A 23,226-nucleotide genomic window follows, 5' to 3' on the forward strand; every position below is an offset into this window, starting at 1 on the left:
TATGGACGATTTATGGTACAGCGAATACCATACCCCAAATGTGAAGTTTTCACTGAAGCTAACCCAACAGCTACACCATGAAAAAAGTGAGTATCAGCTGATTTCTGTGTTTGATTCCCCTGAGTTTGGCCGATTTTTGACCCTCGATGGTATCATGATGCTCACAGAAAGAGATGAGTTTATTTATCACGAGATGATAACCCATCCTGCGATGGCAGTAAATCCTGAGATAAAAAACGTACTGGTCATTGGTGCAGGTGATGGGGGTGTAGTACGAGAACTTGGAAAATATAGTGGGATTAAAAAAATTGATGTAGTGGAAATTGACCAGCGTGTTGTTGCAGTATGCAAAAAATATTTGCCCAAAACAGCCTGTGGTTTTAATGATCCAAGGGTACACCTGCATTTTCAAGATGGGTTGAAATTTGTTCGTCGTGTGATGAATCAATATGATTTGATTATTGTGGATTCGACAGATCCTTTTGGGCCTGGCGAGGTTCTCTTTACCAAAGAGTTTTATGGCAATTGTTTGAATGCGCTCACAGAGGATGGGATACTAATCAATCAGCATGAAAGTCCTTTTTACAAAGAGGACGCACAGGCAATGACATCTGCTCATCGGTGTATTGCTCATGCCTTTCCTATTAGCTGTGTATACCAGGCGCATATTCCCACCTATCCTTCTGGTCATTGGCTGTTTGGATTTGCATCAAAAAAACTTCATCCCATAGATGGGGTGAAAGAGGAACAGTGGAAGGGGATGGGAATCAAAACCCGTTATTATAACAGCCAGTTGCATAAAGGTGCCTTTGGTCTACCCACATATGTAAAGGAGATGTTGGAAGATGAATAAAAATATACAGACTTTTTTAGCTTGTGAGTCTGACTATCAAACTGCGGAAGTAGTATTGTTTGGGGCACCCTTTGACGGAACCACTTCTTTTCGTCCAGGCACTCGGTTTGGTCCGTCAGCAATCCGCAATGAGTCTTTTGGGATTGAGACATACTCCCCCTACTGTGACCGAGATCTAATTGAGTATCAAATTTTTGACGGTGGGGATTTGGAGCTGCCCTTTGGCAATACAGAAAGGGTCCTTGGACAGATAGAAAACTATACTAGGCGAGTACTTGAGGATGGCAAAGCTTTTGTGATGCTAGGTGGTGAGCATCTTATTACTTTGGGTGCAATGCGTGCTGTGCTTCAGAGTTATCCAGATGTACATATCATTCACTTAGATGCCCATACAGATTTACGAACGGAATACTTGGGAGAAGCCCTTTCCCACTCAACAGTCATGAAGCAGGTATGGAATTTGGTGGGGGATGGAAGAATTCATCAATTTGGCATCAGAAGTGGTGAAAAATATGAGTTCGACTTCGCCCAGGAGCATACCTGCCTCCATAAATTCGACTTAACAGGGTTTTCTAAAACAGTTGCTCAGTTAAAAGGGAAACCAGTATATGTTTCATTAGATTTGGATGTTTTAGACCCTTCCATTTTTTGTGGAACAGGTACGCCAGAAGCAGGGGGAGTGACTTTTAAGGAACTTTTGGAAGCTATTTTGCAGTTGCATCAGCTAGATATTGTTGGCTGCGATATTAATGAGCTTTCACCTCACTATGATCCAAGCGGAAGTTCTACTGCCGTTGCTTGTAAAATAACAAGGGAAATATTATTACAAATCACGAAATAAAGGAGATAATGAAAAATGGGAAAATGTATGATTATTGGTTGCGGTGGGGTTGCTAGTGTTGCAATCCACAAGTGTTGTCAAAACAGCGAAATTTTTGAAGAAATTATGATTGCAAGTCGTACAAAGGCTAAATGTGATGCTTTGAAAGAAAAGCTAGAGGGAACAACAAAAACGGTTATTCACACTGCACAGGTAGATGCGGATAATGTGGATGAATTGGTGGCATTGATTCATGAGTTTAAACCCGATGTAGTGTTAAACCTTGCTTTGCCTTATCAGGATCTAACCATCATGGATGCTTGCCTGATTACCAAAACGCATTACGTTGATACTGCCAACTATGAGCCCTTTGATACTGCCAAGTTTGAATATAAATGGCAATGGGCATATCGTGAAAAGTTCAAAGAAGCGGGTATTTGCGCTCTGTTGGGCAGTGGCTTTGACCCTGGCGTAACTGGTGTTTTCTCAGCTTATGCACAAAAACATCATTTTGACGAAATTAATTATATTGATATTCTTGATTGTAATGGTGGAGATCATGGCTATCCCTTTGCCACAAATTTCAACTCTGAAATTAATATTAGAGAAGTAACTGCAAATGGTAGCTATTGGCAAAATGGTCAATGGGTGGAAACAGAGCCTATGGAAATTAAAAGAGAATATGACTTTGATCAAGTTGGAAGAAAAGAGATGTATTTGTTGCACCATGAAGAGTTAGAAAGCTTAGGTTTAAACATCAAAGGCATTAAGCGTATTCGCTTCTTTATGACTTTTGGGCAGAGCTATTTGACCCACTTAAAGTGCTTAGAAAATGTGGGGATGACATCCATTGAACCTATCGAGTTTGAAGGAAAACAAATTGTGCCTTTGCAGTTTTTAAAGGCAGTGTTGCCAGATCCTGCAAGCTTGGGTCCTCGTACCGTTGGAAAAACAAATATTGGTTGTATTTTCCAAGGCCTAAAGGATGGCAAAGAAAAGACTTATTATCTCTACAATGTTTGTGACCATCAAGAATGCTACAAGGAAGTAGGTAGCCAAGCAGTCTCTTATACCACAGGCGTGCCAGCAATGATTGGGGCAATGCTTGTGATGAAGGGCACATGGAATAAACCTGGTGTATGGAACATGGAGGAGTTTGATCCAGATCCTTTTATGGAAGCATTGAATGAATGGGGCTTACCTTGGGACGAAAGCTTTAATCCCGAATTGGTGGACTGATGGAAAAGGCGTTGTATTCAGTAGAGACACCATGTTATGTTGTGGATGAAAAACGATTGCTTCAAAACCTTTCTATTCTAAAGGATGTTGCAAAGCGAGCTGATTGCAAAATTTTACTGGCTCAAAAAGCATTTTCCATGTTTGCCGTTTATCCTTTGATTGGGCAATACCTAGCAGGAACCACGGCTAGTGGTCTTTTTGAGGCAAAACTTGGGTTTGAGGAAATGGGCAAAGAGAACCATATTTTTTCGGCGGCATATATAGAAAAAGAATTTGATGAGATTGTGAAAATTTGCGATCATATTAGCTTTAATTCGATAGCACAATGGCAGAAATTGAAAGATAAGGCTTTGGGTGCAGGAAAAAGCTGTGGCATTCGGGTGAACCCACAGCACTCCACACAGGATCATGGAATTTATGACCCCTGTGCGGAGAGTTCCCGTTTGGGGGTAACTAGGGACAATTTTTTTCCAGAGCAGTTGGAGGGCATAGAAGGCTTACACTTTCATACCCTATGCGAACAAAATAGTGATGCGTTGCTTGAAACCCTTGAAGCAGTGGAAGAAAAGTTTGGTGAATTTTTGCATCGAATGAAGTGGGTTAATTTCGGCGGTGGACATCACATCACTCGTGAAGATTATGATAGGGATTTATTAATAAATTGCATTCGTAATTTCAAAGAAAAATATGACGTTGAGGTTTACTTGGAACCAGGAGAGGCAGTGGCTCTTCATGCGGGATATTTGGTAACTTCGGTGTTGGATATTGTTCATAATGGCATAGATATTGCACTCTTAGATGCATCAGCTGCTTGCCATATGCCTGATGTTATAGAAATGCCTTACCGACCACCCCTTTGGCAAAGTGGTAAACCCAAACAGAGGCAGTATACGTTTCGTTTGGCTGGGGCCACCTGCTTAGCTGGGGATGTGATCGGCGACTATTCCTTTGATCACCCCCTTTCTATAGGCGATAAGCTGATTTTTGAGGATATGGCAATTTACTCTATGGTTAAGAATAACACCTTTAATGGCATGTGTTTGCCGTCGATTGCCTTGCTGGATGAAGGAAGGACCATAAAAATGATCCGTAAGTTTGGCTATGAAGATTTTAAAATGCGACTTTCGTAAAAGCTATTGTCGTTATACTGATCAGGGATTTTCTTACCATTGAAAAAAAGAATGGTCATTCTATGATGGCGATTCAGTCTACCTGATATAGAAGTTATTGATTTACACAGCGGCCAGAGATTTCTGAACGTTCTGTGGTTTTGGTGAGGGGGGATTATACGGTGATTGTAGCAAAATTTGGGGGGAGTTCCCTGGCAAATGCCACACAATTTCAAAAGGTAAGGGATATTATTTTGGCAGACAGCGGCAGAACACTCATCGTTCCCAGTGCACCAGGAAAGCGCTATGACAAAGATGAAAAAGTGACTGATCTTTTGTTTCGTTGCCATAGGGAGCAAAAAGAGGGAATTTCTTTTGAACCAACTTTTGAACGTATTTGTCAAAGGTATTTGGATATTGCATATGGGCTTCAGTTAACCTTAAATTTGCAGCCCCACTTTGACCAAATCAGACAGCAAATTACTTCGGGTGCATCGGCTGATTATTGCGCAAGCCGTGGGGAGTACTTAAATGGCATATTATTGGCAGAGTACTTGGATTTTGATTTTTTGGATGCAGCTGAAGTGATTTTATTTGATGAGAAGGGTGTTTTTGACCCAGAGAAAACAAATATAGTGTTGGAGAAAGCCTTGAAAAATTATAAAAAAGTTGTAATTCCTGGTTTTTATGGCGGTAGCCATGATGGAAATATTCGGGTATTTTCCCGTGGGGGAAGCGATATCACAGGGGCAATCGTTGCTCGTGCCGCTCAGGCAGATTTATATGAAAATTGGACAGATGTATCGGGTTTTTTGATGGCAGATCCCCGTATAGTTCATAACCCAAAACCAATCAGCCATATTACATATCATGAAATGCATGAGCTTTGTAGCGCAGGGGCAACAGTTCTTCACGAAGACTGTGTTTTTCCTGTGCGCTATGCTGGCATCCCCACAAATATACGCAATACAAATTTTCCTGTGCATCCTGGCACGATGATTACTTGCACGGCAATACAGCGAGAGGATTTTGCAATCTTTGCCGGGGTTGCTGGAAAGAAGGGCTTCAGTTTACTTGTTTTGGAGAAAGAGGCGCCTGATCGTTCTTGGTCATTCGTACAGGGGGTATTGGAAGGGGCAAAAAATTGTGGTTTAGCCTTTCAGTACCTTCCATCGGGAGTAAATTGTGCCTGCCTTTTGGTAGAAACAAAACAGCTTTACAGCTATATTGATGGCTTCAAGGCGGAAATGGAAAAACTGGAAATGCCTCATTTTCTTGCAATTCAAAACGAAATTGCAGGAATTGTTCTTGTTGGATACGGCATCGTGCAAAACCGTGAAACAGTAAACCGCATTTATGAAATTTTGCAACGACAGGGAATTGATGTTGTAGTGATTAATCAGGGGTGTGGCGAATTGAGTACATGGGTAGGTGTTCCAGAGGATAAGATGGAGGAGGCAATTCGAGCCATTTATAGTGAATTTGTTTAACTGAGTTAAACTGAATATACATATTAAAAGACTCCTTTGCGGGTGTGAGGATCTATGGGTCATCACCAGCAAAGGAGATAGTTTTATTGTTGCCATTTTAGACATTTCTTTTCGAGGAAGGCGATGCCTTCATACATGAGGGCTGCCATGATTGCAAGAATGATGACACTAAGCATTACCCAATCAAGTTTGAATATTTGACTTCCGTAAACGATTAAGAAACCTAGTCCGGACTGAGCAACCAAGAACTCACCAACAATTACGCCAACGAAGGACAAACCAACGTTAATCTTTAATGCATTTAAAATGCAAGGGATATTTGCGGGGAACACAACTTTTGTTAGAACTTGTGCTTTGGAGCCGCCAAAGATTTGGATCAACTTTATTTTTTCTGTATCTACCTGTAAAAAGCCGTTTAGCACACTCATTACTGTTACGATAACAGAAGTTAACAGTGCAACGGCAATAATTGATGTTTGATTATTACCCAACCAAACAATGATGATTGGGGCCAATGCAGTTTTTGGCAGAGAGTTTAAAACAACTAAATATGGCTCCGCCACCTCAGAGATAAAACGATTCCACCATAATAAAATCGCCGTTAACGTACCAATTATGGTGCCTAAAACAAATCCTGCAACCGTTTCACCAAGGGTAGTTCCAATATGGGTCCAAAGGGAACCGTCTTTTACCATTAAAACTCCTGAGGCTAGCATTCTGGTGGGTTGGCTAAAAATAAAAGGGTCAATCCAACCAAGGCGAGCCGCAATTTCCCATAGCAAAAAAAAGCCAATCAAAATAATCCACTGTATACCGTGAACTGCATTTTTCCTTTTCCGCAAATGGCTTAAAAATGCTGCTTGTTCTTTTGAAACAGATTTGATATTTTTTTTATGCCACATGAACATCAAGCTCCTTCCAAATTGCGTTAAAATACTCTCGGAATTCTGGCGCTTCACGTGCCTTCATGGGACTGTATTGGTCAATGGAAAGTGTAATATCATAAATTTTTTTTACGCTAGCTGGTCGAGCGGATAAAACAACCACTCTGTCTGCCAAGCTTATAGCCTCTGAAATATCATGGCTAACCAAAATTGCTGTTTTTCCTTCTTTTCTTATAATGGTTCCAATTTCATCGGCAACAGAGAGTCGTGTTTGATAATCTAGAGCGGAAAAAGGTTCGTCTAACAGCAAAATATCAGGGTGTACAGCCAATGTGCGTATTAAGGCCACCCTCTGACGCATTCCACCTGAAAGCTGATAAGGATAATGATCTTTAAAATCACCAAGCCCGTATTGATCCAATAATGCTTCTACGTATGCAGTATTTTCAGGCGTAAGTTTATTTTGGATTTCTAGTCCTAAAAGAGCATTACTGCGAATGGTGCGCCATTCCAATAGATAATCCTTTTGCAGCATGTATCCGATTTCTCCATTTACAGAAATCGTTCCTTCGGAAGGGGTGATAAGTCCCGCTAGCATAGAAAGTAGAGATGATTTTCCACATCCACTTGGGCCGACAATACTTAAAAATTCTCCTGATGGTACAGAAAGACATAAATGGGAAACAGCCAGTGTTTCACCGCTAATGCTGTGATAACGAAGGCTGACATCATCTAAAGATACGATAGGGCGCATGGGAACGACCTCCTTATAGATTTATACTCCCATTATATCAATCAAAGGACAAAAGGTGCTTTTCCAACGGAAAGAAAGTTGAGCAGAGCAAATACATTTTTAGATAACCTTGGTAGATCCATCTGTCTTAAGAGAGTGTTTTTTTTGCAAATAAGAACTGCCATCTTATAGATGACAGTTCTTATTTTGATCTACCATGAGGTTACCTGCAAGATTGATTTCTGTGTCTGAATTCTGCGTTCTGATAAGGTTCTTCCTGGTCAAAAGCCTTCATTTCTTCCAAAATTTCAGCAAGTTCTGTTGGATCTGTAATGTTAGCTAACATAGCAGGAGTCCATCCCCACCATCTGCGGCACCTACAGCACCTACAGCAGCAACAACAACAGCAACAGCAGCAACGACGTCTGTTCCAACCACCACCAGTTTGGGTTTGTCCACTCATAATATTCCCTCCTTTCTTTTTCTATGTAAATACTTGTACAATAGACTTACTATAAGATATGAAATAAGGGACAAAATGTGAAAGCAATTAAAACAAGCTGTAATAATAATATTAGATAAATTAATAATTTAAAAATTTTAGAATAACCGTTGCGAGAAGCCCAAGCCTTTACTGATCAGTTGGTATCATATTCATAGAAAGATAAAAAACAAATGCCTTATAAATCTTTCTTGTGCTATAATAAACTGTAGGGAAAGTAGGTGATTGAGTGATTTCTTTAGAAGGGTTTGCACTTTTGGCGGATCAAGTAGCCAATGAAATACCTGCAATTTTTTATGAAGGTTTAAATGGCGGAATTCAATTGAAGGAAGAAGAAAGGTTGCATCCTTTGTCTAAAAAGAACGCCCCCGTTTATATTTTAGGGTTATATATTAAAGACGATTTTATGGGCAGTCATATTGAACTTTACTATGGTTCCTTTGCAAAGGTTTGCAGGAGTTTTACTGAGGAGCGGTTGATAAAGGAGATTAGGGATGTTTTACGTCATGAGTTGCAGCATCATGTTGAACTCATGTGTGGAAATACCGACTTAATACAGGAAGATGAAAAGGAACTAATGAAAATTAGGAAAAGGCGAAAAGGGGATTAAAAGAAGAGGCACTGCTTGTATCAAAAATCAAAAAGATGGACTAATTTTTTATCATAAAGGCAAATGAAAAACGCAGAAAGTAGGGTAATCCTGTTTTCTGCGTTTTTCATTTGCCAAGCATAACAACAAATGGGAACCAGGGGATATTACCCACTGCCTTTCATTTGGTTTTTTCGATTGGAGATCTATACTTCTTAGTTTCCGATGCAAAACTAAGTGATAAGGCAGCAAGAACATTATTTATAAGTATTTACTGGACCATTCTTCCCATAACAAAGCCATGATACATTTGATATATAACACTGATTTATAAAATACTTTCAGTTGCCAGAAGCTTTATAAAAGACTAATCTTGGAAAGCACTATATTATTTTAGTCTTGGGTGATTTGATAGACAGCTTTTTAATATCGCTACCAAGTCTACCAAAGAATAAATTAATTTTATAAAATAGTAGGCAAGGGTTATTTACTTTAATAGCCTTTCAATATATTGCATTGGAACATCCATTCTATTGGCAATTTCAGATTTTGTGAGGCCGTTTTTCAAGAAACGAAAGCAAACAGACTTCATGTTTTCGCCGACCTCGATGATGTGTTTGTCTGGATCATAAAATCGAACAACTCTTTGCCCCCATCTATGCTCAAGCATAGGATGAACATAGTGAATAGAGGGAAGTCCTTTTAATCTTTGGATAAAGGAGTCAAAATCATCTTCCTCAAAATACAACTCGGTTGCCTTGTTCCCAAAAATAACATCATCATCTTTTCCGTGGATAAACGCTAGCCAGGATTCTTTTGTTTGCAAAGCAATGCCCCCCGTTAGGGTAACGTTAGCACCAAAATCCATTGTTACCCTAAGCCCTAATACGTCTTTGTAAAATACTTTTGATTTTTCCAAATCGTTCACAACCAATAATGGATTTTTAAATTTCATGCCTTTTGCCTCCTATTTCAAATACTGAATTAGAATGTATAACCGATGCGATAAATACCAAATTCTTTATGCCCCAATTGTTCTGATTTTGTTTGTTCTGCATTAGAAACAGAGCATATTTTTTGGAAAATTTCGTTTCCCAATTCTTCAAGGGTACAACAACCTTGAATTACTTTGCCCCCATTGATATCAATATTTTCTTCCATGGTTTTGAAGGTTTCAGGGTTTCCAGTGATTTTGATTACGGGTGCAATGGGGCAGCCTGTTGGCGTTCCTCGTCCAGTTGTAAATACGATGATTTGTGCACCTCCGGCCACCATCCCTGTGATAGAGTCGATATCTTCCCCTGGTGTATCCATAAAATAGAGACCGTGCTTTTCATCAGGAATTCTTTCACCATACTCCAAAGCACCCAAAAAGGGAGCTTTATCCCCTGCCTTATGCATACAGCCCAATGATTTTTCTTCGATGGTGCTAAGCCCACCTTGGATATTACCAGGGGTTGGTTGCGAACCTCGTAAATCCTCACCAACAGCCAAAGCTCGTTTCTCTACATCTTCCACCATCCGTAAAAATTTGTTGCGCTGTTGGAGGTCAGGAAATCTTTGTGCAAGAATGTGTTCAGCACCGATCACTTCTGTAGTTTCACTCAAAATACTGTTGCCTCCCAGAGCAACTATTTTATCCGAGGCGAAGCCAATGGCAGGATTTGCAACAATGCCGCTGGTGGGATCGCTTCCGCCGCACTCCATACCTAAGGTTAAGTGGGATATGGAAAAGGGGACTCTTTTTGCCTTAGAAATTTCTTCACCAAATTTAGAGGCTATTAAAAATCCCTTGTCAATTGTTTTTGTTGTTCCACCGCATTCTTGTATGGTAATGAATGCCACGGGTTTGCCAGTTTTTTCTATCTCTTGGGCGATTTGAGAAGGCTGGATACCTTCGCAGCCAAGCCCAACCACTAAAACAGCACCAACATTGGGATTGCAGCCAAAACCTGTGAGTGTTGCAACGGTTTGCCTGAAATCAGCACCCATCTGGCAACAACCATGCTGATGGGGAAGGGAAATGGCACCATCCAATTTTTGTGCAATGCGGGTTGCAACTTCTACTGCACAGATGGAGGCTGGAATAATCAGCAAGTGGTTCCTTATGCCAAAAGTACCGTTTTTTCTTTCATAACCCATCAAGTTCATCTTAAAAACCCTCCTTTTTATCGCCTCGGCCACGGGTGCTTTCCATGTTATGCACATGAACATACTCCCCTTGTTCAATTGCTTTGGTGGCAAGGCCAATCATCTGTCCATACTTGATAACAGGGCCATGTAAAGGAATATCTACCAAAGCGATTTTGTGGTATTGGGGGATATTTTCCTTTGCAGTTATGGTGATGGTATCAACGTCAAATTTATTATTTCTGACAATTGTTTTTAGGCAGGTGCCTACATTGTCTTTTTCATGAATCTTTAGAATAGGGTTCATTTTTAGCCTCCTCTTTTGTAAAAAACTTTTTACCTATAAATTAATTATTTAAAGGACAAGCCAGAAACTTTTTTCAAAGATGCTATTGTTTGTCATTGGAAAATCCTTTACTATATAATCATATATCACAGTTATAAGCCTTGCAACAAGAACATTAATCCGAACTGGTATCAATATCAATAAGCTTTTTATTTATAAGGGCAATTAGAGCGTTTTTAGACAAAGTAGACAAACATGAAAGGGGAAGATTTATGTCGAATTTTATGGACAAAGTAGGTAGTATGGCAAAGAAAGCAGCGGATAAGACTGGAGATGTAGTTGAAATTGGAAAGTTGAATGCCAAGATTTTATCCCAACAGCAAAGTATTTCTTCCATCAAAGAAAAAATAGGGGATAAGTTATTTGAACGTTACCAGCAAGGGGAAGTGGTTCCTGAGGAGTTGGGGGAGCTTTGTAGGCAGATTGGGGAAATTCAATTAAATATTAAATCAATGCAAGAAGAAATAAAAGAAATTAAACAATAACAAAAAACCGCCGAAGCTTAAAAAGTGCCGGCGGTTTTGTTTATTTATATTAATATGCTCTGCCCCAATATACCATGTGTTTTGCTTTCTTTCCACAGCAAACGCAGGTGTCGGAGATTTCTTCCTGTTCAAAAGGCATACAACGGCTGGTAGCAGCTGTTTTTTCTTTGATTGCATCTTCGCAAGCCTGGTCACCACACCACATTGCTTTAACGAAACCGGGAGTTTCGTTTAAGGTGCATTCGAAATCTACCATATTTGTGGCAACGTAAGTTTTGGAATCTCTTCTTTCAGTGGCATTTCTTAAAAGATTAGCCTGAATTTCTTTGAGTAAGGCTGGAATTTTTTCTTCCAGTTCATCTAAAGATACAATAATTTTTTCACCTGTATCACGTCTGGCCAGAACAGCCTGATTTTTTTCCAAATCTTTAGGGCCCACTTCCAATCGAAGAGGAACACCTTTCATTTCATATTCGCTAAATTTCCAACCAGCGGACTTATCAGAGTCGTCTAATTTGATGCGGCAAACGTTGTTAAGGCTTTTTCTCAAGGCTTCTGCTTTTTCCAAGACGCCTTCTTTATGTTGGGCGATAGGGATGATAATCACCTGTGTTGGGGCCACCATAGGAGGTAAAACAAGGCCGCTGTTGTCGCCGTGGACCATAATTAATGCGCCAATCAAACGTGTTGTTACACCCCAGCTGGTCTGATGAACATACTGAAGCTGATTGTCTTTATCGGTATATTGAATACCAAAAGCTTGGGCAAAGCCATCGCCAAAGTTATGGCTTGTGCCAGACTGCAAAGCTTTACCGTCGTGCATCAAGCTTTCGATGGTATAAGTTGCTTTTGCACCTGCGAAACGTTCTTTTGCAGTTTTTTCGCCCTTGATAACGGGAATTGCTAAGATTTCGCGGCAGAAGTCAGCATAAACATTGAGCATACGGATTGTCTCTGTTTCTGCTTCTTCAGCTGTTGCGTGGGCAGTGTGACCTTCCTGCCATAAGAATTCTGTGGTTCTTAAGAAAGGACGAGTGGTTTTTTCCCAGCGAACAACGGAACACCATTGGTTGTAAAGTTTAGGTAAGTCACGGTAGGACTGAATGATGTTTGCATAGTGCTCACAGAAAAGGGTCTCAGAAGTAGGGCGAACGCAAAGGCGTTCCTGTAATTTGTTTTCACCGCCATGGGTTACCCATGCAACCTCAGGTGCAAATCCTTCAACATGGTCCTTTTCCTTTTGCAATAAGCTTTCAGGGATGAACATGGGCATATAAACGTTTTCGTGGCCTGTTTCTTTAAAACGTCTATCTAATTCTTGTTGTATCAATTCCCAAATTGCATAGCCATAAGGGCGAATGATCATGCAACCTTTTAAGCTTGAATATTCGGTTAAGTCAGCCTTTTTTACTACGTCGGTGTACCACTGGGGGAAATCCAATTCCATATCGGTGATGGATTCAACCAGTTTTTTATCCTTAGCCATTATAGTTCCTCCTAACATTACATTGAATTTATATTATAAATTGCTAAACAGAGCTTCTCTTTTGCCTTAGGTGCGTATGCGTTTTTGCCACAAAAAAAGACCTAAATACCCTTATAAAAAGGGACCAAGGTCGAATCGGCGGTGCCACCCTTATTGACGGAGAAATTCCGTCCTCTCAAACTTGTTAACGCCAAGTTACGCCGCATTTTCCCTACGGAACTCAAGAGGTAGGTTCAAAAAGGTTTGCCAAGGCTTGCATCAACCGCCTTTTTTCTGTAGACAAGATCACTTTTTTACTATTCCCTATCGCTGTTTTTATCAGCTATTATCATAAACCGAAAGGAAATGTTCTGTCAAGGGGAAGCAAGGGAAATTTACTTTTTGCTTTATTTTTTTACATACATACCCCCCTAGAATGGAGAAAATGTGCATAGATATTTGCGGGCACATGATGTATGATTATTTTATTATGAAAAAATCAACTTTTTGGAGGCGAATAAATGAAAAAGATATTAATTGTTATTGATATGCAAAAAGACTTTATTGATGGCTCTTTGGGAACCAAGGAGGCACAGAATATTGTAAATTGTGTTTTGGATAAAATCAAACAGTACCCAAAAGAAAATATTATTGCCACCAGAGACACTCATGAAGAAAATTATTTGGAAACCCTGGAGGGTAAAAATTTGCCAGTGAAGCATTGTGTGAGAGGCACAGAGGGGTGGGAGTTAGATAAACGTATTGCCCAGGCTTTGGAGGGTGTAAGAATCATAGAAAAGCCCACGTTTGGTTCGGTTGAATTGGCAGAAATTGTGTATAATGAATCTAAAAATGATGAGTTAGAGGTGGAGTTGGTTGGTCTTTGCACGGATATCTGTGTGGTATCCAACGCCATTTTATTGAAGGCAAAAATGCCAGAAATGAAAATTAGTGTTGACTCAGCTTGTTGCGCAGGTGTTACACCTGAAACCCATAAAGCGGCACTTAAAACTTTAGCAATGTGCCAAATTACTGTGAAATGAGGTGCTGTTTTGAAAGATGAGCGTTTGGAGAAATTGGCGGATGTTTTGGTCAATTATTCAACAAAAGTGAAAAAGGGAGATCGGGTGGCTATCTCAGCGGAAGATGTAGCGTTACCGTTTGTAAAGGCGGTAACTAGGGCATCCGTAAAGAAAGGTGCTCTCATTGAATACTACATTGATATACCTGAAGTGGATGCAGAAATTTTGAAGAATGGCGTAAAAGAGCAGTATGCCCGTGAGAATATTCGTTTTGGTGCCTGTGCCAAAAGCGATGTATGGATTAGTGCGTGGGGTAGCGAAAATGTGAAGGTTTTCCAATCTATTGATGGAGAAAAACTGAAAGAACGACGCCTTGCTAATAAAGAAAACAGAAAAATATATTCCGAAAGAATGGGTAACGGTGCTCTGCGTTGGTGTGGGACCCAATTTCCCACAAATGGTGATGCACAAAATGCAGGTATGAGCCTTGATGAATACGAAGAATTTGTTTACCAGGCGGGCTTTTTGTATGAAGATGATCCCGTTTCTAAGTGGGAAGAGGTGGCACAGTGGCAAGAACGATGGGCCAGATATTTGAACGAGAAAAAAGAATTGCATATCTTAACGAAGGATACAGACATTCGTGTTTCTATCGCAGGGAGAAAGTGGATCAATTGTTGTGGGCAAGAAAATTTTCCTGACGGTGAAATCTTTACATCTCCAGTTGAGAATGCTATAAATGGTTTTATCACCTTTTCATATCCCTCTATTATGAATGGGCATGAATTTGAAAAGGTAAGGCTAACCGTAGAAGAAGGGCGGATTGTAAGTGCAACTTGCCATAATAAAGAAATGGAAAGTCTGTTGCTATCCTATATATATACCGATGAAGGTTCTCGATTTTTTGGCGAGGTGGCAATAGGTACGAATTACGGCATACAGCGTCATACGAAAAACATACTTTTTGACGAAAAGATTGGTGGATCCATTCATATGGCAATCGGTGATGGTTTTCATGAGGCTGGGGGAATGAATGAGTCTGCAATCCATTGGGATATGATTACAGATATGACCGCTGAGGGCAAAATATATGCTGATGGTGAGCTTTTTTATGAAAACGGAAGGTTTCAAGAAGAGCGATTAACGAAATAACAAAGCTTGGAAGTAATCAACAAGAAATAGAATGTTTGTTATTCAAAAGTGGCAATACATTCGTAATCCCATGGGAGATTAGACCTGTGCGATTTTTTTATAATGAAATCATAGTAATAACCATCATTTATGATGGTTATTTTTTCATTGCAAAAAACCCATTGGTTTAAGAGCTTGTTCACACAACTTCTTTAAGGACATATTTTATTTATAAGAGATAGTGAAAAACCTGGATTTTTTATGGTCTTCTATATTTGCTTTGAACCAAGGAGCATGAGGCTTTGAAGGTTTGTTAGCCACAGGTTTTCAACGGGAGAGTTGGGAAGGACACAACAAAATAATAAGTATTTTAGATATTGGTGGGGGTTGTTAACATGGGGAGAAATGCAAAAACTTGGAAGGAGTTTAGGAATGAAGTCCTTAAAATTGAGGTTGATGGCGGTTTTTACCTTAGTTATCTTTTTGGTAGCAGGGATATTGGGCTTTATAAATATTAGAATTATCAGCAATAACTTGATGGAGGATGCCCATAGAGATTTGGAAACCATGGTGGTTTCTGAAGCAAAGTATATTAAAACACTGGTAAATTCAAATTTAAGATATTTGGAGGGCCTGGCGCGAAATAGCATGATTTTAGACCCAGATACGTCTTGGTCAGAAAAAGTATCTTTTTTTGAGGAAGAAGCCAAAAGAGTTGGATATGAACAATTTGCAATTGCCGATAATACTGGAAATGCACGATACTTTTCTAATGAGGCTAAAAAAGAAAATATTAGCACGGAAGATTACTTTCAAAAAGCGTTGACTGGAGAGGCTAATATTTCAGATATAATGGTAGATCCAACGACAGGCCAATTGACAGTAGTTTATGCGGTGCCAATTTATGTGAATGAGACAATTTCGGGGGTGTTTTTAGCTAAAAAAGACGGGTCTACCCTCTGTAAAATTGCTGAATCCATCACTTATGGTGCTACGGGAGAATGCCAAATAATTGATAATAAAGGGACGGTTGTTGGCCATAAAAGTTTGGAGTTAGTGTTAAGGCAGGATAATATTATCCAAAATGCAAAGGCAAACGAAGAAAACAATGATTTAAACGGGCTGATACAAAAAATGTTAAATAGGGAGATTGGTAGCGGTAGTTATATAGATCAAGGGATTGATAAAATCGTTGCTTTTGCACCTGTAGAGGGCAACCATTGGATTGTTATAATGGGGATTCAAACGACTGAAGTTTTGACCAAAGTGAGCGCACTAAAGAGTATATTAATTACTATGATTGTAGGCGCAGTTATCTTCGGCGCAATAGTCACATTTATAGCTAGCGGGGCAATATCTAGGCCCATCAAAAAGATTACCCGTGCTGCAAAACAGATTGCCAGCGGAGATTTTAATGTTGCCCTTGATGTAAAGTCAAAAGATGAAGTAGGACAGCTGGCGGAAGCATTTAATTTAACCATTGCGCGCTTGGTTAATTATCAAGGCTATATCGATGAAGTATCGGATACCCTTTTGGCTATTGCTGATGGAAACTTAACCACACAATTGCAACGGGAGTATGTTGGCCAATTTGAAAAAGTAAAAATTAACACTGAGGCTATGCTCGAGAATTTAAACACCACACTGTCACAGATCAACCAAGCGGCAGAACAAGTGGATAGTGGTTCAGATCAGGTTTCAAATGGTGCCCAGGCTCTTTCCCAGGGGGCGACAGAGCAAGCAAGCTCGATCGAGGAGATTTCCTCGGAAATTGCTGCTTTAGCTATTCAAATTAGGCAGATTGCAGAAAAAGCCAGCCTGGTTAGTGAGCAAGCCCAGGTTTCGGGCAGGGTATTAGAGAATAGTAATGAAGAAATGAAGCAAATGATTGCTGCCATGGATCAAATTAGTCTTAGTTCTTCGGAGATCTTCAAAATCATTAAGCTGATTGACGATATTGCTTTTCAGACAAATATTCTTGCTTTGAATGCTGCGGTTGAGGCAGCAAGGGCTGGGTCGGCAGGAAAGGGATTTGCGGTGGTTGCTGATGAAGTTAGAAATTTGGCAGGTAAAACCACGGAGGCCGCAAAAAGTACCACCGTTTTGATCGAAGAGTCATTAGAGGCAGTAAAACGTGGCACGAGCATTGCCAGTACTACGGCAAAATCGTTACAAGAGAGTGCTTTGGGTGCGAAAGATGTTATTTCCTTTGTATTTGAAATTGCTGATGTATCTGAGCATCAAGCCTTAGCTATAGAACAGATTAATTTAAGTATTGAGCAAATATCGGCTGTTGTTCAGACCAATGCGGCCACTGCAGAGGAAAGTGCAGCAGCCAGTGAGGAACTATCTAGTCAAGCAAATTTGTTAAGGGAGTTAGTAGCAGAGTTTGAATTAAAGGATTGTGACTACCAGCCTGACTATCAGCAAAGCACGAAAGGACATAGCAAGAAAGACAAGGGGAGTCAAAGGCAAATAAAAAAAGAGCATAAGAATAGCAAGTATTAAGTAAGAGAACCAACAAGCCCTTTTATCAGAAGGTAAAAGGGCTTGTTGATTCACAAGAACTTCTTTCAAAAATGAGAGAGCAAAGAAAAAGCAGGGCTAATGATCAAGTATTTAGAAAAATTTAAAAAATCTTAAAAACTTTGTGCTGAAAAATGAATCATATTCGTGCTTATTGCAGATTTATTTTTAATGCTGTGAAAACCTTAGATTTTGGGGGATTATTATATGCTATTTATAAAAAAATATGCATCATTATGAAGAAATACGTTGACAAAAATATTAATTTTCCTTATAATTAATTTAACAATTATGTAACAATTCCATTTAGATGGTAACGGGGGAGATATTTAGATGATAGTTTCCAATGCGCTGAAACATATTTGTATTGCAACATCGATTTTAATGATGGGGTCTACGGTTGCTTTTGCTGCTGACGCAGGACAAGCTACTGGCGCGGCTGTAAATGTGAGAAAAGAAGCAAACACAGATGCGGATGTTGTTGGCAAAATTGATAAAGGCTCTGAATATACGGTGGTTGGTCAAAATGGTGAATGGTACCAAATTTCTTATGAAGGCCAAGACGCTTTTGTTTCTGCTGAGTACTTCGAATTAACAAAGACTGATGCAGTGGTTACTGCAGATAACGTGAATGTTAGAAAAACACCTTCTACCTCTGGCAAAAGCTTAGGAAAGCTAGGAGAAGGGGAAGGGGTAGTCGTAACTGGACAAAGTGGTAATTGGTATCAAATCACTTTTAACGGAGAAATTGCCTATGTGAGTAAAGATTATATTTCTGGCGACCTTTTAACAAAAGTTACAGCTGTTGCCTCAGAAGGGATTGAAACCGCAGGTCAGGATATAGAAAGTGCATATGGTGTAGTAACAGCTTCCACAGGTTTGAAGTTACGTAAAGAAGCATCTACCATTTCAACTGTTTTAGCTGTGTTACCTTACGGCACAGAAGTGAACATCGACCGTGTCGGCCAAGAATGGGTTAGAGTTATCACCGATGGTGGTGAAAAGGGCTATGTAAGTGCGGAGTACCTTTCTATACGCAAGGGTGAACGCACCAGTAGATCCAATGAATCTTCCAAAGGGGCTGAGGTTGTTTCCTATGCCAAGCAATTTATTGGCACACCCTATGTTTGGGGGGGAACCAACTTATCAAAAGGCGTGGATTGTTCTGGTTTTGTTTATGCTGTACTGAAGAACTTTGGTATTACTTTAAACAGATCCTCTTACGATATGGCAAACAATGGAGTTGCAGTGTCCAAGTCTGAATTGCAGGCAGGGGACTTAGTTTTTTTCAACAGTGGTGGAAATAGTCGCATTTCTCATGTGGGTATTTATATGGGAGATGGAAATTATATTCATTCCACAGATGGCGCTGCTTATGGTGTAACGATAACAGCCTTAAACAGTGGTTATAGTGCGAATACATATGTAACTGCTAGACGTGTAATCAGATAATAAAAAAATTTTAGGGTAAATGGACTTTATATTTCATTTACCCTTTTCTTATTTGAAAAAAATTTTCTTTGCATTGGTTATAGTATGGCTAGAAGAAAACTGTGGCAAAAATTCATGGTATGCTATCAAGAGGATATGATATGAAATTGAGTACAAAAAAAGAGGCACGGATTCATTTACCATGCCTCTTTAAGCAAATTACGGGGATTTCTGGGTATAGTTATTTAGTACAGCGTGTTATTTTTCTTTGCCTTTTTCTACGCAATGCCCGTTGTTTTCTTCTTTTTTTTCTTTTGTAGTAGCCAACGGTGCGCGTAATGCATAACAGAATTAGGCTGGCAAGGACAATTCCTAAAAGTACGATACCGCCCATCTTCACAAGCTTCATTCTTGTTTCTTTTTCTTGTGCAATACGAGCCTCCTGTGGTGTTTCAATCATAGATGTTTGTGCCACGAGGGGGATGGTTGAAATGGTTTTTTGCCCTGATTTAACAGTTAGCGTGCCAACTTCTTGCCCTGCGCTTACTGGTGCGCTTATGGTTTCTGGGTAGTTTACATCAATAGTAATGTTAGCTAAATTTGCGTTTGTTGAAATTGTTTTATACACATCCTCTACTGGGGAAACGATAATGTTACCCAGGGAGGATGTTTTATTTTTATAGGTTTCAACTACTTCTACTGACTTGGCAAAGTCTTGGGCTGAAAGAACTTTAGCAGTTTGGTAGTTTGCAAATCCATATTCAAACAGGGCCTTTGTATCCACATAATGCTGAGCCCCGTTACATTTTAAAACAACAGCAATGAGTTCGGTATCTCCTTTTCTTGCAAAGGTAACCAGGGTATTTAGTGCTTCGGTGACATAGCCTGTTTTGCCGCCGGTGGCGTATTCGTTATAGTAGATAGAGTTTTTATTCATCATTTGGTGTTGTCCGTGTAAATACCGAATTTCCGGCTGTTTATTCGTAGGAGGAATCTCATAATATGTAGCGTTCATCATTTTTCTATACGCATCCTGCGTTAATAACTCCTTGGCAATCAAGGCCATATCAAAAGCAGAGGTGTAATGATTTTCATGGAAAAGCCCATTTGCATTTACAAAGTTTGTTGTCTCGCAGCCCAGTTCTTTCGCTCTTTGGGTCATGCGTTGAGCAAAGGCAGCAACAGAGCCGTCAACATATTCAGCAACGGCGTTAGAAACTTCGTTGGCGGAACGTAACAAAATACCATATAAAGCTTGTTCTAAAGTGATTTGTTCACCTTCCTGCATGGCAATATGAGCGCTGTTGGGCTCAATGCTATACACTGCTTCATGGGAAAAGGTAATAACATCTTCCAAGTTCCCGTTTTCCAATGCCAAAAGCACTGTCATCAGTTTTGTTATGCTGGCAGGGTACATTTTATTTTTACTATTCTTTTCAAAGAGCACCTCTCCGGTGGTTGCATCTATTAAAATTGCGGACTCTGCATTGATTTCAGGGGATTCTAAGGTTTGTGAATTCATATAAGGTTCAACATCATCCGTGGGTTGGGCAAAAGCAGAAAAACATGGTAATGCGATACAAAGAGATAAGAAAAAAATAAAAAATGAATGTTTCATTGGCTTCTCCTATATAACTTTTGGAAAATTTGTGATAGAATAATATCAGTTTTGGGGGTGTTCAAGTATATAATTTTTGTTTTGCTTTTCATTCAAAGCAAAAATCTTTTATCCTTGTTCCCAGTTTTGTGATAGAATATATGTGAAGCATCTGGCAATTTAACTTAAAATAAATAAGCATTACCGTAATATGCTTATTTTGGATTATATTTCTATACATACTTTCTAAGTATAGCAAAATATCAAACAAAACAAAAGGGGTTTAAATTAAACTTGGATAAAAAATACGAAAATATACCATCTAGAAAGAAAAGTGTCCAGATTTTATGTGTGGTTCTATTGTTTTTTGTTCTAGGACTCATCTTTTTTTCTACGAAAAGTCAAGTGCCTATCCAAATGGGTGCTGCGATTGGGACGGAGGGGCTTGAGTTAAAGTGGTCTGGAGATTATAGGCTTTTCTTACCGGGTACAATAGACAAAATAAATATTAACACCGCAGACCAAGAAGCATTACAAGCTTTGCCGGGTGTGGGTGAAAAGTTGGCCAAGGCAATCGTTCAATATAGGAAAGAAAAGGGTCTTTATCATACAGTGGATGAAATTGTAAATGTTCCGGGAATTGGACTAAAAAAATTAAATCAAATAAAAGAGTTTACCATAGCGGAATAAATAGGAGGGTTAAAATGGCGTATCATGTGTTGGTTGTTGATGACGAAAAACTCATTGTAAAAGGAATAAAATTTTCTTTGGAGCAAGATGGAATGGAAGTTACGCCTGCTTATGATGGCGAAGAGGCTTTACAGCTTATCAAAGACTCCAGCTTTGATCTTATTGTTTTAGATGTAATGCTACCTAAGATGGATGGTCTTCAGGTTTGCCAACAGGTTAGAGAGTTTTCTCAGGTCCCCATTATTATGGTAACAGCAAAAGGGGAAGATATGGACAAGATCATGGGCTTGGAATATGGCGCTGATGATTATATAACGAAGCCATTCAATATTTTGGAATTAAAGGCTAGGATCAAAGCGATTTTGCGCCGTAGCGTAAAAAAAGTCCCTGTGGATGGTGCTTCTAAAAACGTGTTAAAGGCTAGAGAGTTGGAACTTTCTTATGATAGCAGACGGGTATTTATTCAGGAAAAAGAAGTCAATCTCACGGCTAAGGAATTTGACTTGTTAGAGCTTTTGATGGAGAACCCTGGAAAGGTTTATAGCCGGGAAAAATTGCTTGATACTGTGTGGGGCTATGACTATCCAGGAGATGTTCGCACGGTGGATGTTCATGTGCGTCGCCTAAGAGAGAAAATTGAAGCAAATCCCAGTGAGCCCAAATATATATTTACAAAATGGGGAGTTGGTTACTATTTTAATTAAGGGAAAAAAGCGTGCAATGAAGAAAAAGAAATCTTATTTTCTTAGCTTGCGATGGATTCTTTTGGCAACTTATGTTGTGATTGGGATTGTTCCCTTACTTTTAATTGCCAGCACCATTCTTCATTCCGTTCAAGATTATTTTATTGAAGAAAGAAAGAAGGACCTACTGAGTCAGGCCAATGTGATTTCTGGGCAGATAACTTCTTACGATTATATGGAAAATAAGGATAATCGGGATTCTTTAGAAGAAACAATGCTGGAAATGAGCCAGCGCCATGATTTTAGGGTTTTGGTTTTAGATTCTTCTTGTTTGGTAATGTATGATACTGGTTACAGTGATGTTGGAAAAACAGTCTTGATACCTGAGGTAATTGAAGCTTTAGAAAATAAGGATATTGCTAGAGTACAGGAAGATGGCATGGTTTATGCAGCAGTTTCAATTTATGGCAGGAACAACACACGGGTTGGCGTTGTTTTGGTTTCTGACGATTTAAGCGATATCTCTAACACTGTTTCCAATATTGCAAAAAAAGGCAATTTGCTTCTGGCAGGTCTTGCTATCATCGTAATGATAATGATGGTAATCATGTCTCAGATTTTTACGGAGCCAATTAAAAAAATGATTAAGGTTATTCAAAAAATGTCGGAGGGTCATTTTGAGCAAAGGGTTCAAATGCAAACCCAAATTCATAATGAAGTTGTGGATTTGGCGTTGGCTTGTAACCAGATGGCTGACCAGCTAGAAAAGGTAGAGTCAACAAGGCAACAGTTTGTTTCAAATGTATCCCATGAGCTAAAAACACCCCTTAGTTCTATCAAAGTCTTAAGTGAATCTATTTTGTTACAAGAAGATGTACCCAAGGAAATGTATGTAGAATTTTTACATGACATTAACTCAGAGGTAGATCGAATGGCGGCAATCATCAATGACCTTTTAACCCTAGTAAAGCTGGATCAAAAGGAAATTCCTTTGAATTTTAGAGAGACTGATTTGGGTGATGTGGTAGAGGGGATTATCAAAAGGCTTCTTCCTCTGGCCCAGGTGAAAAATATTCAAGTGAATTATGCAAAGGAAAAAGATGTGACTGCCATGGTTGATGAGATGAAGTTGACCTTGGCTATTGCAAACTTAGTGGATAATGCAATTAAATATACCCCTGAAAATGGCAAGGTTGAAGTAAACTTAGACGGTGACCATCAAAATGCCTTTATTAGTGTCTCAGATACGGGGATTGGCATTCCTGATGATGAAGTTGGACGGATCTTCGAGAGGTTTTATCGTGTAGATAAAACAAGGGATAGAGAAACTGGAGGCACAGGCTTGGGACTCTCTATAACCCATAGCACAATTATGATGCACAATGGTAGCATCAAGGTGCATAGTAAGGAAGAAGAAGGTACCACTATTTTGGTTCGAATACCCATACGTCAAAATTTATAATGTTGTTGATTGGAAACTTTGAGTTTAAAGCATTATGAG

General features: G+C 39.4%; 22 protein-coding genes and 1 other annotated feature. Of the genes, 14 read left to right on the top strand and 8 right to left on the bottom strand.

Translation table 11 applies throughout. From position 1 onward, the window contains the following. The first annotated feature begins 1 nt into the window (after position 1). From speE to ABVZ64_RS11125, 5 genes are all read left to right on the top strand, one after another. Positions 2-853 (top strand): polyamine aminopropyltransferase, encoded by an 852-nt coding sequence (speE, locus tag ABVZ64_RS11105; protein ID WP_352401079.1) that lies wholly within the window; start codon positions 2-4, stop codon positions 851-853. Further along, positions 846-1,694 (top strand): agmatinase, encoded by an 849-nt coding sequence (gene speB / locus ABVZ64_RS11110; RefSeq protein ID WP_352401080.1) that lies wholly within the window; start codon positions 846-848, stop codon positions 1,692-1,694. The genes speE and speB overlap by 8 nt, the downstream gene beginning before the upstream one ends. 15 nt (positions 1,695-1,709) lie before the next feature. Next, entirely contained in the window at positions 1,710-2,912 is a 1,203-nt protein-coding gene (locus ABVZ64_RS11115) for a saccharopine dehydrogenase family protein (RefSeq protein ID WP_352401081.1), read from the top strand. Next, positions 2,912-4,042, top strand: coding sequence for a carboxynorspermidine decarboxylase (gene nspC, locus ABVZ64_RS11120; protein WP_352401082.1), 1,131 nt, complete (start codon positions 2,912-2,914; stop codon positions 4,040-4,042). The genes ABVZ64_RS11115 and nspC overlap by 1 nt, the downstream gene beginning before the upstream one ends. A gap of 161 nt (positions 4,043-4,203) precedes the next feature. Further along, a complete protein-coding gene (locus ABVZ64_RS11125; RefSeq protein WP_352401083.1) occupies positions 4,204-5,511 on the top strand; it encodes an amino acid kinase family protein in 1,308 nt (435 codons plus the stop codon). Positions 5,512-5,594: 83 nt separating this feature from the next. Here ABVZ64_RS11125 and ABVZ64_RS11130 read toward each other — a convergent pair whose 3' ends face one another. The 3 genes from ABVZ64_RS11130 to ABVZ64_RS11140 form a co-directional block, all read right to left on the bottom strand. Further along, entirely contained in the window at positions 5,595-6,413 is an 819-nt protein-coding gene (locus tag ABVZ64_RS11130; protein WP_352401084.1) for an ABC transporter permease, read from the bottom strand. Further along, positions 6,403-7,149 carry an ABC transporter ATP-binding protein gene (locus ABVZ64_RS11135; RefSeq protein ID WP_352401085.1) on the bottom strand — a complete coding sequence of 249 codons (747 nt, stop codon included), beginning with the start codon at positions 7,147-7,149 and terminating at the stop codon, positions 6,403-6,405. Before ABVZ64_RS11135 ends, ABVZ64_RS11130 begins: the two co-directional genes overlap by 11 nt. A gap of 202 nt (positions 7,150-7,351) precedes the next feature. Continuing rightward, a complete protein-coding gene (locus ABVZ64_RS11140; protein WP_352401086.1) occupies positions 7,352-7,474 on the bottom strand; it encodes a hypothetical protein in 123 nt (40 codons plus the stop codon). 385 nt (positions 7,475-7,859) lie between these two features. Between ABVZ64_RS11140 and ABVZ64_RS11145 the strand changes: the two genes are divergently transcribed. After that, positions 7,860-8,240, top strand: a complete 381-nt coding sequence (locus ABVZ64_RS11145; protein ID WP_352401087.1) for a metallopeptidase family protein — start codon at positions 7,860-7,862, stop codon at positions 8,238-8,240. A gap of 466 nt (positions 8,241-8,706) precedes the next feature. Here ABVZ64_RS11145 and ABVZ64_RS11150 read toward each other — a convergent pair whose 3' ends face one another. From ABVZ64_RS11150 to ABVZ64_RS11160, 3 genes are read right to left on the bottom strand one after another with little or no spacing between them, the layout of a single operon-like run. Then, the gene (locus tag ABVZ64_RS11150) at positions 8,707-9,174 is read right to left on the bottom strand and encodes a VOC family protein (RefSeq protein WP_352401088.1); all 468 of its coding nucleotides are present in this window, start codon (positions 9,172-9,174) and stop codon (positions 8,707-8,709) included. A gap of 29 nt (positions 9,175-9,203) precedes the next feature. Further along, positions 9,204-10,370 (bottom strand): UxaA family hydrolase, encoded by a 1,167-nt coding sequence (locus ABVZ64_RS11155; RefSeq protein WP_352401089.1) that lies wholly within the window; start codon positions 10,368-10,370, stop codon positions 9,204-9,206. A gap of 1 nt (position 10,371) precedes the next feature. Then, positions 10,372-10,656, bottom strand: a complete 285-nt coding sequence (locus ABVZ64_RS11160) for a UxaA family hydrolase (protein ID WP_352401090.1) — start codon at positions 10,654-10,656, stop codon at positions 10,372-10,374. Between the two features lie 251 nt (positions 10,657-10,907). Between ABVZ64_RS11160 and ABVZ64_RS11165 the strand changes: the two genes are divergently transcribed. Further along, positions 10,908-11,180 (top strand): hypothetical protein, encoded by a 273-nt coding sequence (locus ABVZ64_RS11165; RefSeq protein ID WP_352401091.1) that lies wholly within the window; start codon positions 10,908-10,910, stop codon positions 11,178-11,180. A gap of 49 nt (positions 11,181-11,229) precedes the next feature. Here ABVZ64_RS11165 and proS read toward each other — a convergent pair whose 3' ends face one another. Next, the gene (proS, locus tag ABVZ64_RS11170; RefSeq protein ID WP_352401092.1) at positions 11,230-12,666 is read right to left on the bottom strand and encodes a proline--tRNA ligase; all 1,437 of its coding nucleotides are present in this window, start codon (positions 12,664-12,666) and stop codon (positions 11,230-11,232) included. A 116-nt stretch (positions 12,667-12,782) separates the two neighbouring features. Next, positions 12,783-12,985 (bottom strand) — a binding site (T-box leader). Between the two features lie 181 nt (positions 12,986-13,166). On the opposite strand from proS, the gene ABVZ64_RS11175 reads away from it, so the two are divergent. From ABVZ64_RS11175 to ABVZ64_RS11190, 4 genes are all read left to right on the top strand, one after another. Next, entirely contained in the window at positions 13,167-13,688 is a 522-nt protein-coding gene (locus tag ABVZ64_RS11175; RefSeq protein ID WP_352401093.1) for a cysteine hydrolase family protein, read from the top strand. Positions 13,689-13,697: 9 nt separating this feature from the next. Next, positions 13,698-14,819, top strand: a complete 1,122-nt coding sequence (locus ABVZ64_RS11180) for an aminopeptidase (RefSeq protein ID WP_352401094.1) — start codon at positions 13,698-13,700, stop codon at positions 14,817-14,819. A 411-nt stretch (positions 14,820-15,230) separates the two neighbouring features. Further along, entirely contained in the window at positions 15,231-17,306 is a 2,076-nt protein-coding gene (locus ABVZ64_RS11185; RefSeq protein WP_352401095.1) for a methyl-accepting chemotaxis protein, read from the top strand. A gap of 351 nt (positions 17,307-17,657) precedes the next feature. Then, positions 17,658-18,776 (top strand): C40 family peptidase, encoded by a 1,119-nt coding sequence (locus ABVZ64_RS11190; RefSeq protein WP_352401096.1) that lies wholly within the window; start codon positions 17,658-17,660, stop codon positions 18,774-18,776. Between the two features lie 220 nt (positions 18,777-18,996). Here ABVZ64_RS11190 and ABVZ64_RS11195 read toward each other — a convergent pair whose 3' ends face one another. Then, a complete protein-coding gene (locus tag ABVZ64_RS11195) occupies positions 18,997-20,373 on the bottom strand; it encodes a serine hydrolase (RefSeq protein WP_352401097.1) in 1,377 nt (458 codons plus the stop codon). 396 nt (positions 20,374-20,769) lie between these two features. On the opposite strand from ABVZ64_RS11195, the gene ABVZ64_RS11200 reads away from it, so the two are divergent. The 3 genes from ABVZ64_RS11200 to ABVZ64_RS11210 are packed head-to-tail and all read left to right on the top strand — an operon-like array spanning position 20,770 to position 23,187. Beyond that, positions 20,770-21,042, top strand: coding sequence for a ComEA family DNA-binding protein (locus tag ABVZ64_RS11200; RefSeq protein WP_352401098.1), 273 nt, complete (start codon positions 20,770-20,772; stop codon positions 21,040-21,042). Between the two features lie 14 nt (positions 21,043-21,056). After that, a complete protein-coding gene (locus tag ABVZ64_RS11205) occupies positions 21,057-21,746 on the top strand; it encodes a response regulator transcription factor (RefSeq protein WP_352401099.1) in 690 nt (229 codons plus the stop codon). 16 nt (positions 21,747-21,762) lie between these two features. Then, on the top strand, positions 21,763-23,187 hold the full coding sequence (locus ABVZ64_RS11210) for a sensor histidine kinase (protein ID WP_352401100.1): 1,425 nt from the start codon (positions 21,763-21,765) through the stop codon (positions 23,185-23,187). The last annotated feature ends 39 nt before the right edge of the window (positions 23,188-23,226 follow it).

Origin of the sequence: Anaerotignum sp., from assembly GCF_040307045.1 — a bacterium.
In the GTDB taxonomy this organism is placed as follows: domain Bacteria; phylum Bacillota; class Clostridia; order Lachnospirales; family Anaerotignaceae; genus Chakrabartyella.

What these genes read in the sequence shown, in the direction of transcription:
- speE (WP_352401079.1), top strand. Translation starts at nt 2, where the DNA reads ATGGACGATTTATGGTACAGCGAATACCATACCCCAAATGTGAAGTTT.
- speB (WP_352401080.1), top strand. Translation starts at nt 846, where the DNA reads ATGAATAAAAATATACAGACTTTTTTAGCTTGTGAGTCTGACTATCAA.
- ABVZ64_RS11115 (WP_352401081.1), top strand. Translation starts at nt 1,710, where the DNA reads ATGGGAAAATGTATGATTATTGGTTGCGGTGGGGTTGCTAGTGTTGCA.
- nspC (WP_352401082.1), top strand. Translation starts at nt 2,912, where the DNA reads ATGGAAAAGGCGTTGTATTCAGTAGAGACACCATGTTATGTTGTGGAT.
- ABVZ64_RS11130 (WP_352401084.1), bottom strand. Translation starts at nt 6,413, where the DNA reads ATGTGGCATAAAAAAAATATCAAATCTGTTTCAAAAGAACAAGCAGCA.
- ABVZ64_RS11135 (WP_352401085.1), bottom strand. Translation starts at nt 7,149, where the DNA reads ATGCGCCCTATCGTATCTTTAGATGATGTCAGCCTTCGTTATCACAGC.
- ABVZ64_RS11140 (WP_352401086.1), bottom strand. Translation starts at nt 7,474, where the DNA reads ATGTTAGCTAACATTACAGATCCAACAGAACTTGCTGAAATTTTGGAA.
- ABVZ64_RS11150 (WP_352401088.1), bottom strand. Translation starts at nt 9,174, where the DNA reads ATGAAATTTAAAAATCCATTATTGGTTGTGAACGATTTGGAAAAATCA.
- ABVZ64_RS11155 (WP_352401089.1), bottom strand. Translation starts at nt 10,370, where the DNA reads ATGAACTTGATGGGTTATGAAAGAAAAAACGGTACTTTTGGCATAAGG.
- ABVZ64_RS11160 (WP_352401090.1), bottom strand. Translation starts at nt 10,656, where the DNA reads ATGAACCCTATTCTAAAGATTCATGAAAAAGACAATGTAGGCACCTGC.
- ABVZ64_RS11165 (WP_352401091.1), top strand. Translation starts at nt 10,908, where the DNA reads ATGTCGAATTTTATGGACAAAGTAGGTAGTATGGCAAAGAAAGCAGCG.
- proS (WP_352401092.1), bottom strand. Translation starts at nt 12,666, where the DNA reads ATGGCTAAGGATAAAAAACTGGTTGAATCCATCACCGATATGGAATTG.
- ABVZ64_RS11175 (WP_352401093.1), top strand. Translation starts at nt 13,167, where the DNA reads ATGAAAAAGATATTAATTGTTATTGATATGCAAAAAGACTTTATTGAT.
- ABVZ64_RS11185 (WP_352401095.1), top strand. Translation starts at nt 15,231, where the DNA reads ATGAAGTCCTTAAAATTGAGGTTGATGGCGGTTTTTACCTTAGTTATC.
- ABVZ64_RS11190 (WP_352401096.1), top strand. Translation starts at nt 17,658, where the DNA reads ATGATAGTTTCCAATGCGCTGAAACATATTTGTATTGCAACATCGATT.
- ABVZ64_RS11195 (WP_352401097.1), bottom strand. Translation starts at nt 20,373, where the DNA reads ATGAAACATTCATTTTTTATTTTTTTCTTATCTCTTTGTATCGCATTA.
- ABVZ64_RS11200 (WP_352401098.1), top strand. Translation starts at nt 20,770, where the DNA reads ATGGGTGCTGCGATTGGGACGGAGGGGCTTGAGTTAAAGTGGTCTGGA.
- ABVZ64_RS11205 (WP_352401099.1), top strand. Translation starts at nt 21,057, where the DNA reads ATGGCGTATCATGTGTTGGTTGTTGATGACGAAAAACTCATTGTAAAA.
- ABVZ64_RS11210 (WP_352401100.1), top strand. Translation starts at nt 21,763, where the DNA reads ATGAAGAAAAAGAAATCTTATTTTCTTAGCTTGCGATGGATTCTTTTG.